15 protein-coding genes are annotated in these 15,315 nt (G+C 44.6%); 5 read left to right on the forward strand and 10 right to left on the reverse strand.

Annotated features, from left to right (window positions below):
* Nucleotides 1-5: 5 nt before the first annotated feature.
* From AB4405_RS08505 to AB4405_RS08515, 3 genes are read left to right on the forward strand one after another with little or no spacing between them, the layout of a single operon-like run.
* Entirely contained in the window at nt 6-902 is an 897-nt protein-coding gene (locus AB4405_RS08505) for an efflux RND transporter periplasmic adaptor subunit (RefSeq protein WP_372060427.1), read from the forward strand.
* Between the two features lie 6 nt (nt 903-908).
* The gene (locus tag AB4405_RS08510) at nt 909-1,595 is read left to right on the forward strand and encodes a potassium channel family protein (RefSeq protein WP_372060428.1); all 687 of its coding nucleotides are present in this window, start codon (nt 909-911) and stop codon (nt 1,593-1,595) included.
* 2 nt (nt 1,596-1,597) lie between these two features.
* A complete protein-coding gene (locus AB4405_RS08515) occupies nt 1,598-2,734 on the forward strand; it encodes an AI-2E family transporter (protein WP_372060429.1) in 1,137 nt (378 codons plus the stop codon).
* A gap of 100 nt (nt 2,735-2,834) precedes the next feature.
* On the opposite strand, the gene AB4405_RS08520 is transcribed toward AB4405_RS08515, so the two are convergent.
* The 10 genes from AB4405_RS08520 to AB4405_RS08565 all read right to left on the reverse strand — a co-directional run bounded on the left by AB4405_RS08520 (nt 2,835) and on the right by AB4405_RS08565 (nt 12,002).
* On the reverse strand, nt 2,835-3,449 hold the full coding sequence (locus AB4405_RS08520; protein WP_372060430.1) for a LysE family translocator: 615 nt from the start codon (nt 3,447-3,449) through the stop codon (nt 2,835-2,837).
* Between the two features lie 108 nt (nt 3,450-3,557).
* Nucleotides 3,558-4,472, reverse strand: a complete 915-nt coding sequence (locus tag AB4405_RS08525; protein ID WP_372060431.1) for a LysR family transcriptional regulator — start codon at nt 4,470-4,472, stop codon at nt 3,558-3,560.
* 243 nt (nt 4,473-4,715) lie between these two features.
* A complete protein-coding gene (locus AB4405_RS08530; protein ID WP_372060432.1) occupies nt 4,716-5,198 on the reverse strand; it encodes a response regulator in 483 nt (160 codons plus the stop codon).
* Complete coding sequence (locus tag AB4405_RS08535) at nt 5,185-6,510, reverse strand: ATP-binding protein (RefSeq protein WP_372060433.1); 1,326 nt, start codon at nt 6,508-6,510, stop codon at nt 5,185-5,187. The genes AB4405_RS08530 and AB4405_RS08535 overlap by 14 nt, the downstream gene beginning before the upstream one ends.
* Nucleotides 6,511-6,515: 5 nt before the next feature.
* Nucleotides 6,516-7,934, reverse strand: coding sequence for a DASS family sodium-coupled anion symporter (locus AB4405_RS08540; protein WP_372060434.1), 1,419 nt, complete (start codon nt 7,932-7,934; stop codon nt 6,516-6,518).
* Between the two features lie 300 nt (nt 7,935-8,234).
* A complete protein-coding gene (locus AB4405_RS08545; protein WP_102470552.1) occupies nt 8,235-8,708 on the reverse strand; it encodes a DUF2947 domain-containing protein in 474 nt (157 codons plus the stop codon).
* Nucleotides 8,709-8,716: 8 nt separating this feature from the next.
* The gene (locus tag AB4405_RS08550; RefSeq protein ID WP_372060435.1) at nt 8,717-9,304 is read right to left on the reverse strand and encodes an HD domain-containing protein; all 588 of its coding nucleotides are present in this window, start codon (nt 9,302-9,304) and stop codon (nt 8,717-8,719) included.
* Nucleotides 9,304-9,882, reverse strand: a complete 579-nt coding sequence (gene rimJ, locus AB4405_RS08555) for a ribosomal protein S5-alanine N-acetyltransferase (protein ID WP_372060436.1) — start codon at nt 9,880-9,882, stop codon at nt 9,304-9,306. Before rimJ ends, AB4405_RS08550 begins: the two co-directional genes overlap by 1 nt.
* 127 nt (nt 9,883-10,009) lie before the next feature.
* Complete coding sequence (gene tyrR / locus AB4405_RS08560) at nt 10,010-11,551, reverse strand: transcriptional regulator TyrR (protein WP_372060437.1); 1,542 nt, start codon at nt 11,549-11,551, stop codon at nt 10,010-10,012.
* Nucleotides 11,552-11,666: 115 nt separating this feature from the next.
* Nucleotides 11,667-12,002: an STAS domain-containing protein gene (locus tag AB4405_RS08565; protein WP_372060438.1), complete on the reverse strand. Its 336-nt coding sequence runs from the start codon at nt 12,000-12,002 to the stop codon at nt 11,667-11,669.
* A 239-nt stretch (nt 12,003-12,241) separates the two neighbouring features.
* Between AB4405_RS08565 and AB4405_RS08570 the strand changes: the two genes are divergently transcribed.
* Together AB4405_RS08570 and AB4405_RS08575 are read left to right on the forward strand one after the other, a co-directional pair.
* Entirely contained in the window at nt 12,242-13,111 is an 870-nt protein-coding gene (locus AB4405_RS08570) for a DMT family transporter (RefSeq protein WP_372060439.1), read from the forward strand.
* A 393-nt stretch (nt 13,112-13,504) separates the two neighbouring features.
* Nucleotides 13,505-15,217, forward strand: coding sequence for an alkaline phosphatase family protein (locus AB4405_RS08575; protein WP_372060440.1), 1,713 nt, complete (start codon nt 13,505-13,507; stop codon nt 15,215-15,217).
* Nucleotides 15,218-15,315: the final 98 nt, after the last annotated feature.

The raw sequence follows: 15,315 nt of genomic DNA on the forward strand, positions 1-15,315 counted from the left end.
GTCATATGAAAAAACTAATTGTCGTAATAATTAACCTTGTTGTAATCGGTGTTGCGGTTTGGTTTGGCTATCACAAATATCAAGAATACTTTCATAATCCATGGACACGAGACGGACAGGTTCGAGCTAACGTTATCAAAGTCGCGCCACGAGTATCTGGACCAATCATTCACGTGGCAGTAAAAGACAATCAAATGGTGTCTCAAAATGACCTGTTGTTTGAGATTGACCCAGAACCCTACATAGTGACACTGTCACAAGCTGAGATCGCCTTAGAGCGAGCAATTGTCAGTGCCAAGGGTAAAAAAATTGAATATGACCGACTGCTTGATATTCGCAAGAAAGACAAAGGTGCCGTTTCGCACAAAGACTTAACGCGCCGAGAGATTGCTTATGAGGAATCGCTGTTACAAATCAAGGCGTCTAAAGAGAACATTCGTTCTGCGGCACTCAATCTTAGCTACACCAAAGTCTATGCAAGCGTAGATGGTCTCATTTCCAATTTGGATATTCGCGACGGTACTCAAGCGGTGGCCAATCAACCCCTTATCGCTCTTATCGATCAAAACAGTTTTTGGGTGTTTGGCTTTTTCAGAGAAAACCAACTTAGTCGTATCAAGCCTGGCAGCGAAGCAAAGGTCACGTTAATGTCTCACCCCGATCAGCCGATTCCTGCCACCGTAGATTCTATCGGCTGGGGAATTGCGCCGACTGACGGGACCGTCGGCTATAACCTACTACCTAACGTAAACCCTGTATTTCAGTGGATTCGTCTTGCGCAGCGCATCCCCGTTCGAATAACGCTACATGAACTACCGGAAGGCGTCGCACTGCGGTTTGGATTAAGTGCTTCGGTGATGGTGACGCAACACGAAGACGATAAAAGCGAACCAATGGAATAAGGCGTAATGATGAAATGGAAAGCTGGGCAACAGATTAAGAAAATCGATGACAACAATAATTTTTTCTACCTGACACTATCATTGGTGGCGTTACTGGTCAGTGCGTCACTTGCAGAAGTAGTCGGTCGTGGCATCATTGAGCATATTCTCCAAGCCTTTATCATTTGGACGTTTATTGTCTGCTTAGCCAGTTTAAGGTTTGATCGTAAATGGTTCCACCTTCTATCATTATTGATGGGGGTATGGATTGTGGTTCTTGTTGTTAAAAGTGTATTTGAAATACCAGAAATGGATGTGGCGATGTTAGCGCTAACGTTTACTTTTTTCTTTACCACATTCCAAAGCACTGCCAAGCAGGTATTATTCAAGGGAGAGGTGAATACCAATAAAGTTATCGGCTCTGTCGCATTATTTCTTCTACTCGGCCTAATGTGGGCTATCGTTTATTTATTGATTCTAGAATTTTCACCGGCTGCATTTACCGGCATGGAAAGAATATCTTGGGGAGAAAACTTTTCCAATGCAGCCTATTTTAGTTTTATTACGTTAACAACCTTGGGCTATGGCGACATCAGTCCAGTCACACCGTTAGCAAAGGTTATCGTATATTTGGAGGCTATCACGGGCGTATTTTATATGGCCATTGTGGTATCAAGTTTAGTTAGTGCCAATATCGAGCACAGGGAACATTAAAGATGGATAAACAAATAGAACAACGTCACAGCAAGGTTTTTATCAACAACATGGTGGAATCTGCCATTCGTATTGGATTGTTAATTCTGTTGATTAACTTTACCTATGGCATCATTAAACCTTTCATCATTCCAGTACTGTGGGGAGCCATCATCGCAGTGGCATTGTTGCCCTTGACGAAAAAGCTAGAACGAACCTACGGGGGCAAACGAGGACTAGCCGCCACGACCGTTACCCTGATAGGAATCAGCGTATTGGTTATTCCTTTTGCCTTAGTATCCGGGTCGCTCTATGAAGGCGTTGCCCATTCAACGGAAATCATTCAAAGTGGCAATATAAAAATACCCGGCCCGACCGACAGAATCGCAGAGATACCCGTAATCGGTGACAAGCTTTACACTGTTTGGAATCTATTTGCGACAAATCTGGAAAAAGGTATCCAGCAGTTCCTTCCTGAGATTAAAAGCTTTTTAGGTACTATCGCTTCTATTTTAGGTGGCGCACTCACCAGCTTAATCATGTTCATCATTTCTTTAGCTATTGCGGGTGGGTTTATGGCGCACGCAGAAAAAATCTCCGGTGCTCTTGAAACTGTTGCAGTCAGGGCGGTCGGGAAAAAAGCTGAACAATGGGCCAACTTAATGGCCGCAACCATTCGAAGTGTCTTACTCGGCGTAGTCGGTGTCGCATTCATTCAAGCCGTTATTATTGGCGCCGCAATGTTCGTGTTTAAGGTGCCTGCCGCTGGTTTACTTACGTTAGCCACGCTGATTCTATGTATCGCACAGCTCCCTGCTTTGCTTATTGTTGCTCCGGTTATTTTTTACGTCTATTCAACCGGAGATGGCACAAGTACGACCCTATTTACTATCTGGGCATTAGCAGGCGGATTATCTGATAACTTCCTCAAGCCTATGCTAATGGGTCGCGGTGTCGACGTCCCTATGCCGGTCATTTTGATCGGGGCAATCGGCGGCATGTTGTTTGCCGGTATCATTGGTTTGTTCTTAGGTGCGATTATCCTAGCGATTTGGTATGAACTGTTTTTGTTCTGGTTAAACTATGAAAGCGAAACCGAAGAAGCGACAACTGAAGTCATAGCGAATAAAAGTGAGACTGTACCCGATAAACCACAGTAAATAATTAGCTTTTGATCCACAAAAAGACCGCGCTAACATTCATCTGTTAGCGCGGTCTTTTTCTAAACCGTAATAAACATTGCCGTAACTGTCCGCACAATCAAAGCGTTACCACTACTCTAATGGCCAGCAGTATTAGGATAACGCCAGACAACCTATCGATTAGCACCGCTTTTGTGCGGATATGCTCAACAACCCGAGCACTCGACAACACTAGCGTAATCAATGTGTACCACAAACCATCAACAATAAGTGGTGTCGCTACAATGATGAGCTGGTTGCTTAATACATTACCCAAAGCAACAAACTGACTAAATAAGGCGATGAAGAACAAAGCGATCTTAGGGTTTAAAATCGAAATTAAAAAACCCTCTCGAGCTGACTGCAGAAGTGTCGTTCGCTCTCCAGATTCTAGCTTTGCGGCCACTCCGCCCTTTGAACGTAACGCATTCACACCCAAGTACGCTAAATACGCTGCCCCAGCTAAACTGATCGCCTTAAACAACATTGGACTTTGTTGTAAAACGACAGATAAGCCAACCAAGCTAATAATCGCGTAAATACCAATACCACACGCATGTGCCCACGCAGTGACGATGCCATTGAGACGTCCACCTGCTAATGAGTGTTTAGCCACGATGGCTAAACTAGGGCCAGGCGACATTGCCCCTAACAAACATACGGTAAAAAGTGATAGCCAAACGGTTAATGTCATTGAAGTTTCTCCCTATTTGAGCTTAATCTTGCAACAGACAGGGTATGAAGGGAAATCAAATATAATCATTCGGCTCATGATTTGAAATCATGATGAATATCGATGTGGTTATCGAATGGAATATTCAGATAAACGCAGCGCGGCTCGCATCTCTTCCCTTACCCATTTATGAGCAGGATCGTTATCGTACTTAGGATGCCACATTAGCCAGTATTGATGTGTTTGAGTAGTAAACGGTAGTGGTTTATAAACCAGTGGCCAATGCTTAGCGAGATTGACCGCGATATGTTCAGGCACCACCATCAAGTGTTCACTGGAGACTAATCTATTCACGGCAGCAGAGAAAAACGGAACTTTTAATGTGACATGCCTAGCGTAACCTTGCGCCTTCAACGCCAATTCTGTATCGGAATCTTTATCGCCGCCTCCTGTCACTTTTATATGAGAGAAGTGAGTTAACTCTGAGACTGTAACCTCATCCTTTTTCGCCAATGGGTGGGCCGTTTTCATTAAACAAACGGAGGAATCAGAGCCAATGTGCATACTCGATACCCCTACTGGTTTCTCAGGGTACATAGACGACGCGATATGGATGCCTGTTTCATGAAGTTTGTCGAGGAGTTCAGGTTGCCACAGGCGATATGCCATATCTAACTGTGGCGCTAAATCGCTAAGGTGCGCGGCGATATCAGGCAATACGTACTGGGCCACATAATCGCTCGATGCCAGGACCAGTTCTCCCTGCCAATCTTTGGGATCAAACGGCTTGTCATCTAATAGGTGCTCAAATTCTGATAGCAATGAATCCAGTTTTTCTTTCAACACAATGGCTCTTGGTGTTGCAATTAACTGGTTTCCTTGGCGGACTAATAATGGATCGCCACACAACTCACGTAGCTGAGCAAGTTGTCGACTTACCGCTGACTGAGTAATATGTAACCTTTTTGCCGTTCGACTGACGTGGCATTCTTCAATTAAGACATGCAAGGATCGTAGTAAATTTAGGTTAATATTATTGAGCACACAATCCTCGACTGGCTTGAGTTAGCACTAGACATTGGGACGCCAGTATTTCACAAATCAAGGCGAGTAACGAGTGTGCGCTCACTTTAACGTTAACCATCATTCATTTCGGTGCTCGGATACGAATCTACTCACTAACATACGCTATTGGGCGGCGGGCTTTTAAACCCGTGTACAGTGGCAGGTCGTAGACACCTGAAGCGCCTAGGCACAAGTAGCAAAGCTGGCTATCTTTACTTAGGATTAGAACGACGAGCTAAGTCGCTTCAAGACTTCTTTTTGATCAAGTTCCTCATGATAAGGTTGATATTCAAGTCCACTATCAAAAATAAATTGAGTCACTAGCGTCCGTACACACTCCGTCAGTATGTCTGCATTCCAAGGCTTTTCAAAATAGTTGCTTATCCCGGCAGTATTAATGGCGGTAATGGTATCTGAATGGGTTGCCTGTCCCGTCAACAATACTTTTTTTGTCCACTTAAATCGGCTATCGTTAGAAAGCGTAGTGAGCAGCTCAACCCCGGTCATTCCAGGCATTACGTGGTCCGAGATGATTACCGCAACACGTTCACCATCTGCGTCCAAGTCATCCAATAAATCCAGCACCTCAGCACCAGATTCACAATCTTCGATATTAAGCCAATGAGACAAGCGCTCAAGGTCCTGAACCACAGCGCTCAACACTTCTCGCTGGTCATCCACACAAATAATATTAAGCTTCTCCATTTGCTTCTCCTACTGGTAGTTTCACTCGGAAAATAGTTTGTTCTTGGCTACTTTTCACCACGACCGTACCACCATTTTCACTCACTATACGTTTAACAATCGACAGCCCAAGTCCTAAGCCAAAGCTGAGGCCCCCTTTCTTGGTGGTAAAATTAGGCTGAAATATTTTACGTCGAATAGACTCATCAATTTCCGGACCATTATTAGAAATAGTGACCAAAATGCGCTGATTTACCCATCGTGTTTGAATTTCTATTTCTGGTTTAGGGGTAGCGCACATCGCATCACAAGCATTTTTAATGATGTTGCTCCAGATCTGTACATATTCTGTCGAAGCCCCTTTGATAAGAGGCAGTGTTGCCGGACGAAGACGCACTGAAACAAGGCGCAGGTCACTTTGTAATAGTGACAATGCCTTGTTTACCGTGTCATTGATATCAATCAACTCGTCTTGTTCGTTATCCGTTCGCCCCAGTTGTTTGACCGACTTCACGATACCGACGGTATGCCTCGCCGCCAATCTAAGGTCATGAAGGTCTCGCCCAAGCTCCCAATATTTAATAGCTTGCTTTGGTTCCTTGAGCCAAGTTTGAGGTACATCTGCGGAGCCCAGAGCCTTGGAAAGACGCTTCGCTACCGTGCGGTCCAATTTGTACTTGGACTCGATCGTCTTGGCTATTTTTCGTGCATCACTTGAAGATGTGGACTGGCCTTGCATCAGACCAATATCAAAATACTGGCTTGAATCAGGGTGTGCCTCTTCAAGCAATTGAACTAGCTCGCTCTGCAAACGCTCAGTTTTGCTGCTTACCACCCCGATTGCATTATTAAGCTCATGCGCAATACCTGCAGCAAGCTGACCAAGCGTGGTCATCTGTTCAGCAGTATGCAGCCGTTGCAGTACTTTTTCTTTAGCCAAGGCCTCTTGCGTTGCTCGGCGCTGACGACGAGAAAGCTCATTAACAATGACTGGCATAAATTGCGAGTTAAGTGGACCTAATGTTTCTGGGCTTATTGCTGCTGTATGCCGGTCTACCCATGCCAGTTTCACGTCGGTTCTCGCTTTAACCGTCGAAGAGGCAGTCCATGTACCCGAGAAAAAGCTGTGCACACCAATAAAAGCACCTTGTGACGCAGTAAACAGCTTTGTCAGATTGCCATCTTCTTCTCGCTCAAAGAACCCTTCTAGCTCGCCGCTTTGCACGTAGTACAGCCGGTCATTCAATCCATTTTGGCGCAACACAATATCGCCCGTTTTTAGACTGATTTGCCTTTTGGGATTCGAGAAATAATGTTCAATCAGTTCATTCATATCCGTTATCCGATATGACCAACAGCGTGCAGTAACCACACCAAAACAAAGCTCAGTAACACACCTACCACCCCTAAGATGACGCCAACCTTGGCCATCTGATTACTCTGCACGTTACCCGTTGCGTGAGCGAGAGCGTTTGGCGGCGTACTAATTGGTAATGACATCCCTAAGGATGCAGCGAAGGTCACAACAAGAATAAGTGTAATCTCACCGCCCAGTGGGGCAAGCGAAGCCATTGAAGCACCCAGTGCTGCCATGATTGGCATGAGTAGGTTCGCTGTGGCGGTATGGGACATAAAGTTGGCCATCACAAGACACAGCATCGCCGCACCGAATAGCACCACATAAGGCGAATAGGCGTCAAACGGGATGCTATGCACCACCAGTTTTGCCAATCCTGTTTTGTCGAGCGCAAGTCCAAGTGCAATACCACCAGAAACCAACCATAAGACATCCCAAGAGATTCGTTTGAGATCCTCTTTATTGATGATGCCCGTTAGCGAGAATACAGCAACAGGGATCAGTGCGACGGTGTAAGAGTTCATGCCATGCGCAGACCCCATTAGCCACAAAATAATGGTGCCAGCGAATGTGACATAAACCATGATCGCTTTGGGTGTTTTTAAGAATTTCCCCTTAATGGCTAGCTCGATTTTTTTCTGCTCTGCCCCATACAGCCAGTTAATCAATACCCATGCTAATGCCATCATCACCACGACAAACGGAACGCCAAAGGCCATCCACTCACCAAAGCTAATGTAATTCTCACCCACCAAATATTTAAGTGCGATGGCGTTAGGTGGCGTGCCTATCGGGGTACCAATACCACCGATATTTGCCGCGACAGGTATGCACAATGCAAACGCAATACGCCCCGGGTCTTTGGGCCCAAATAAGGCAATCACTGGCGTCAAAATAGACAACATCATCGCCGTAGTCGCGGTATTAGACATGAACATTGAGAAAATGCCCGTGATGAGCATCAACCCCAACATCACGTACTTGGGATCACTCCCAAACGGTTTCAATAGTACTCTGGCCAAGTTGACATCTAGTCGATATTTCGTCGCGGCCATCGCAAGAAAAAAACCACCCAGAAATAGCATAATGATAGGACTGGCGAACGTCGCCATGATTTCTTCATACTTCAGAAGCGTACCAAAATGCGTCTGTCCTTCTGAAGCACGAAACCAGTACATGCCTTTGTTGGACAGCATGAGTAACTCCAACACAATAATCACAACTGAGGTAGCGTAAATCGGTATCGGCTCGAAGACCCAACAAAGTGCCGCTAACAAAAAAATAGCAATCACACGTTGTTGAATAATGGTCAATCCTTCGAAGGGGAACGCAGAAAGGGGTAAAAGCAATACGATCAGAGGAATTAAGATCGGAATAATATATTTGAGATAGTGGCGCATAACATGGCTCGTCCTGAGAGTTATATGACAAAAATGGTGTCCGGCCACTAGTATCACGTTGTTATGCAAATATTTACTTAGCGTAAGATCAAAGACTTGAGCATTAAAATGAGTTTCTTCGTAGGAATGTGAATGCCATCTACTCTGGATACAAAAAAGCCTGCATCGCTGCAGGCTTAATATTGATGCTACGTCTCGACAGCATAGTGTTGAGCGGTAGCATCGAACTGGACTATAAAATCACGATGGACGATGAGATCACACAGAGCTCTAGTATCGAGCTCAACTCCAACATCAAATTTAGCTACGGTGACCCAGTTTCACGGTGCCTTTGGTCGAAAACCACAACGCTTCTGAGCGACGACGTCCCAATAAAATCGGGCCATCATCGTAGAACAAAAAATTCTTCCAATACTTTTTGAATATCGACCATTTTGTTTCAATCACATTGTATTTTTCGTAACAAAAATAGACAGTAACGTCATCTTGCCAGTCTATAAACTCAGCGACGGCTTCTGGTAACGCATTGTCATCGGCTTCCCATGCTTTCATCCAATCAACATTATCTTGCCAATTACTGTCCTTCGTTGGCCAGTCTTGAGAGGACATGCGTTCGGCATCCGGACTTTGTCCACTCACATTTTCTTTCCAAAACTGCGCTGAACGTGCTTGGGTCATCGGTTTGATGAGAGGCCAATCACTTTCCGGCACTGGCATCGATTGATGAGTGAAAATCCATTTTCTTTGGTATTCATCCAAAGTCGTGTACGACATTCAGTCTCCTAATGTTTTAACCAGCCGTTCTCTACGGCTTCTTCTATAAGCGATTGTGCTTTATCCCACAGCACTTGTGAACCTTTTTCTATTTTTTGGTTCACCTTCATGACTTGCGCTTTGGTTACCTCGTTTTCCAGCCAACTTTGTCCTTGGTTGTGATAATTGAGTAACATCGGAATAAGACGATCGAGCGCTTTCGCAAACTGAGCTTCGGCGCTTTCTGCTGCTTCAAACTCTTGCCAGAGGGAAAACAACTCATCACCTTGGTCGCTCGGCAACATCCCAAATAATCGTTCAGCCGCAGCCCACTCTTTTTGTTCTTGCTCTAATAGAGCAACATCATCATAGACAAAGGTGTCACCGGCATCAATCTCGACTAAGTCGTGCAGCAATAACATTTTGACGACGACGTTAATATCAACAGGTTCATTTGCGTGCTCTTCTAGCAACAAAGCCATCATCGCAACGTGCCAGCTATGCTCTGCACTATTTTCAAATCGCCCTCCTGCACTTTTAATACGCGTACGACGTAACACGTTTTTGAGTTGGTCGAGCTCCATCAACAACGCCAGTTGCTTCTCCAAACGTACCATTAGCGCGATCTCCAATTGGGATTAATTAATGCCGTTTGGATATGGTCCTGCCAGCGGTCATCAATTAATAAATAGTCTTTGGCATACCCTTCTTTTTTAAACCCCATCGCATCAAGCACAGCGGCGCTTTTCATATTATGAGGCATGTAACTTGCGGAGATACGGTGCATATTTTGGACATCAAACATATAAGGAAGCACCATCGACAGCGCCCCTCTCATATAACCTTGCCCTTGAGCATCTTCGGCCAATGAATAACCTAGATTACACGAATGCAGTGGGAATCTAACGAGATTACTCAACGACACTGTACCTTTCATTTCTTTTGTATCTGTATCGAAAATAAGGCAATAGTACGCAAGACCTAAGCGGTGCAATTCATCCAACTTAACGAGCTTCGCCGCCCACGTATCTGCTTGATAAAATGCCTCGTCTCGCTTTGGTTCCCAAGGCTTTAAAAAAGCTTTGTTTTTTTGAAAATATTCGGAGATCGTGTAGGCGTCTGAGGGTGTTGAAGTGCGTACTAATACATTCTCGTTGCGGCGATACAAAGCAATGGCCGAACTCTTATCTTCCATCGTAATTCCTTGAAGTTTTCTTCCTTTAAGGCAGAAGTGGCGGTTGATAGGTACCACCACTACATCCCTGATAACGCGTGTCGACTTACGATCCTGAAGGCAAATCTATTTGGTAAATCATCGAGTCTTAGTTTTTTCGAATGTTATAATCACGCAACTTATTGGCAATAGAGGTGTGAGAGACGTTCAAACGCTTCGCCAATTTTCGGCTCGATGGAAAAGACTGATACAGTTTTTCTAAGATACGGGACTCATACTCTTTCATCATATCGTCCAACGACCCATCAAGATTTAGGCTAACGCCACTCGAGGCGACCGATTCCAATTTGGGAAGTTGAAAGTCTTCAATTTTTAATTCCGTACCACTAAATTGCGTCAAAGCACGCAGCACCGTATTGTCGAGCTGCCTCATGTTGCCAGGCCATGGGTAATTACCCAACTCTTTAACCAATACCTCATTGCATTCTGGTTTTACTATCCCAAGCTTTTGGCTGTGCTTAGCAATAAAGAGCTCCATCAGGGGCGCAATATCGCTTGCTCGTTCACGCAACGGGGGAATACTCAGTGTTAAGACATTCAAGCGATAATACAAATCTTCCCTGAAAGCACCTTGTTCAGCAAGGTCTGCTAAATTATGCCGTGTAGACGCAATAATACGCACGTCGACATGCACTTCATGCTCCTCTCCTACTCGCCTGAAGGTACCATCTTGCAAGAATCGCAGTAGTTTGATCTGCAAGTGCGGGCTCATTTCTCCGATTTCATCAAGTAAAACGGTACCGCCGTTCGCTTGTTCAAAAATGCCTTTATGACCATGCTCATGGTTAAAAGACCCGGGCGCATGCCCAAACAATTCTGTCTCTGCAACATCATCAGGCATTGAGGCACAGCTGAGTACTAAAAACGGATATGACGCTCGATTGGAGCGGCTATGACAAGCCTTCGCGAGCATTTCTTTACCGGTACCAGTATCACCTTCAATTAATAATGGTTGGTCAAGCATCGACAGTTTCTTTGCCTGGCTAAGCAGGGCTTTATGTCGATTAGATACCCCGACAAAGTGTTCAAACCCGAGTATATTGCTGTCTAATAGTGAGTCTGAGATCCTAACGGCGTTACTTGGCTGAATACTCATTACCGCACTGGCCAAAACCGTTTCATTTGATTCCCCTGTAATATAGACAGGCAAAATCTCCATGACATAATCCATCCCATCAACGACAATCGACTCTTTCTGGCGACAAATCTCTCCCTCAATCCATTTGGTAAATTGAAAGCTAGGGAGTAGATGAGAGATATGCTGGGCGATGGCTTCGTCTTCACTTTTGCCAAGCAGCTTAAGTGCCGCGTGATTGGCCATATCAACGGCGCCTTTCAAATTAATAGAAAGCACAGGATAAGGCAGGTTAGTGACCAGCGACACCAACTCAGTGTTGTGTCTTTCGCTCGGCATAAACTGGATTTTACGAACATCTTTGACCCCTGAAATTCGACGAATTTCAGCCATTAAGTCTCGAAAAGTATCAAAATCTATATCTGGACAATTGAGATAAATAATCCCCGAGGTGTCAATTTCAATCCCACGTAAATCAATACTTCTGGACGCTAGTATGTCCAATAATTCACGAGTCAATCCGAGCCTATCTTCACAAAAGACTTCTAAGCGCACTGGGTGTTCCTACTAAAGTGTCACGAAAAGTTGACAGCCAGTTTGTATGACAACCAGGGTCTCGTCAACAAAAACAACGATATACTCAAACAACACGACTCTTTTTTGTTCAAATCTAACTGTTCATCTTAATCAGTGCTTGATCAATATTAGGATAAACACGAACCAGTTGGTCGACTTTAGTAATTTTGATCAATTGAAGGACCGGAGGGTTGTCGCTGACTATAGCCAATTCACTGAAATAATGTGTTTTGTGTAATGCCATGAGCGTCCCAAGCGCGCTACTATCCATAAAGACAACATTGGTTAAATCAATGAGTAGCTTTGTAGTAATGGTCTGTTCAAGTTGATTGAGGTATTGACGAAAATGAGGAATCATTCTGGCATCAAATCGATTCGCTTGTACTTCTATTACCGTTAGTGATTCATTGCTATACAGCAAAAATGCCATTCCTTATGCTCCTATCGCGCCCTTTGACCTTCATTGGTAGAGTATAACCACTAACAAACAAATGCACACTGTTGCATTTGTTTTTGATACATACTGCATATCAAAAGTGTACGGGTATCATAACCGACACCTAATGGAAACAAGCCTCTTAATATTCAAATATTTAGTGTCGAAGCAAATTATGATGGAGTCTATTCAATAATTAGCGCAAAATAAAAGAAAACTCAGACTCCCCCATTATGACACACCGTTTTCGCGCCGAATTTATCTTGATATTTACCACTCTTTTAGCCGGTGCTGGGTGGGTATTCTCTAAAGAAGCCATTCAGGGCCTACCACCGTTTGGGTTTATTGGTTTTAGATTCTTATTCGCGTCGCTCATTCTTTTTCCTTTTTGCCTAAAAGTACTACGAGCAACCAATCGCAAAGACTGCTTAAACGCCATGGGAGTGGGCGGGGCTTTGGCCTTTTCCATTTTCTGTTGGATTCACGCTATTTCTATCAGCGATACGCTTGGAGAAGGCGCATTTATCATGAGTCTCTCTATGTTATTCGTACCATTGGTAGCATGGGGATTATTCGGTAGTAAACCAGCGCGTGCATTTTGGCTGTCACTGCCCATCGCTATCATTGGCTTATTTCTTCTTTCTTGGAATGGGGGATGGCATGTACAAGCGAGCCAGTTCTGGTTTTTAACGGCCGCCGTTAGCCTCGCCGTGCACTTCAATCTAAATAGTAAATACTCGGCGCGATTGTCTCCAATGCTACTGACGACACTACAACTATTTTCGGCGGGGTGTTTGGGTATCATCTTATCTTTTTTCGTGGAAACATGGCCAGAAACGGTATCGACGGGAACATGGACATGGTTTGGACTGAGTGTTTTATTGGCCACCAGCTTGCGCTATTTAATGCAAACGACCGGCCAGAAATTTGCGCAGCCAACCAATGCTGCATTATTGATGTTACTGGAACCTATCTGGACACTTATCCTCAGCATTATCATTTACGCCGAGCCCATGCCGTTCAATAAGATTTTAGGGTGCACTGTTTTACTCAGCTCTCTGATTTTTTATCGCATAAACTCAATGAAGACTGCCGCACCGTAATCTTGCTAACGCGGCATATTCATCTGGCTATGTGCCGCTTAGCCATCGCCTATTACACGCTCTAACCTTTGCAACCTCTCACCGCCTTCACATCTTATATCGATACGTTGTTCTTTTTCTGCTGCGTTGCATTTCGTTTACCCCTTTCACAGTAGGATCTATCCCCACATTAGCCTTGTAATACTTCCAATAGAATAGTGCATATTCCGAAAAAGAAAGTGACCCTCGCTAAAATGGAACATACCTTAACTCACTGACAATTCATGAGAGACGATAAAGATTACTCAATCTCTGTCATTAAAACTCATCTACACTCTTTCGTATAGTGACGGCACCATTTCAACATTAGGCTATAAAAATCCTGATGAAAACCATCCGGTTAAAGGAATAAATATGAATACCAATCGACGTTTGTTATCGCTCGCAAAAAAGACGGTTATCGTCGCGACGACTTCGCTTATTAGTACCACTTTGTATGCCACTCCCACGCCTAAACTAGTCGTGCAAATTACCGTTGATGGGCTGCGTGCCGATTTGCTAGAGCGTTTTAAAGATAACTTTGGTGACGGTGGATTCCGTTACTTGATGGATGAAGGCGTTTACTACACCAACGCCAATTATCAGCACGCAAACACTGAGACGATTGTTGGCCACGTATCGCTTGCGACAGGTGCTCCCCCTTCTGTCCACGGTATGGTGGGAAATGTCTGGTTTGATCGCTCACTCAGCCGCTTGGTTTACAACGTTGAAGACCCAAACTATGCCATGCTAGCCAAAGGTGTAGGTGTCAACAAAGCGACTGAAATAGACCCAACGCAAAAAACGGCCAAAGGAGACGGACGCTCGCCTGAGCCCATTCTGTCTACCACATTTGGTGACGAGCTCATTATATCAAATAACGGCGAATCTCAAGTTTACTCCGTGTCAGTGAAGGATCGTGGTGCTATCTCTCTCGCTGGCCATGCAGGAAAAGCTTTTTGGTTTTCCAAAGCGCAATCTGAGTTCGTGACCAGTAACTATTATTATGATGAAACGCCTCAATGGGTCACCAAATGGAACCGTCAGTCACTCGCGGCTCAATACTCAGGTAAAAAGTGGCAGTTATCCTTGGATAAAGACGCCTATTCCATCATAGAAGGTAATCCAGATCATAAGGTCGATCTCGCGGGCTTTCAAAGGACCTTCCCTCACCCTTATGGCCCCGCGTCATTCAAATATTATTCGACCATGCTAACCGTCAGCCCGGCTGGCGATGAAATCACCGCCAACTTTGCTAAAACATTACTTAATGAAAAACAACTTGGACAAGGCAAAGCCACCGACTTCTTGGCCGTTAGCTTCTCCTCTAACGACTACGTCATTCATTTATATGGCCCATCAAGCCTGGAAGCCGAAGACAACCTAATACGCCTAGATCGTACTTTGGCTGATATGTTCAAAACCATCGACACGTCCATTGGCTTAGATAACACACTGATAGTGCTATCGGCTGATCACGGCGTGCCAGAAGCGTCACCTACGGTGAACCAGCTAGGTCTAAGGCAACCCTTTTATTTTCAAAAAGACGCGTTGTGGCAGTCCGGACTTGAAGCAAGGTTAACCGAAGAATTTGGACTCACTAAAGACGTGATTAAGCTTTATGCTCAGCCTTATGTGTATTTAGACCATGAGTTGATTGCTGACAAAAAGCTAGATCTTGCCCGAGTACAAAAAGCCGTCGCCGAGGAGATCAGTAAGATTAAAGGGATATCCAGCGCCGTAACCAGTGACGATATTGCAAATAACCGTGTCGCGGATACACGTGTTAATCAATTAATCAGGAACAATTACCATCCCGAGCGTTCAGGCGATGTCTACTTGGTTTTCGCACCCCGAACTTACATCAATGATATGGACGGCCTGACGATTGCGTCTACCCATGGCTCACCATGGCGATTTGATACCCATGTACCGGTTATCTTTGCTGGAAACCAATTGCAAGCACAAACCGTCAATCGATCTATTACACCGTATGATGTGGCCCCTACTCTGTCGAGTTATTTAGGTATTAACGCGCCTTCCGGAGCCACGGGGGAGGCGTTAATTGAAGTCGTAGACAAGAACTAGAAGTCTTTACCGTTTCGTCAATACATCGTTGATACAACAAAAATGCCGCTCAGATTCAGAGCGGCATTTTTACGAATTTATATCGTCATCCCATTATT

Origin of the sequence: Vibrio sp. 10N.261.51.F12 (genome assembly GCF_041471725.1) — a bacterium.
In the GTDB taxonomy this organism is placed as follows: Bacteria; Pseudomonadota; Gammaproteobacteria; order Enterobacterales; family Vibrionaceae; genus Vibrio.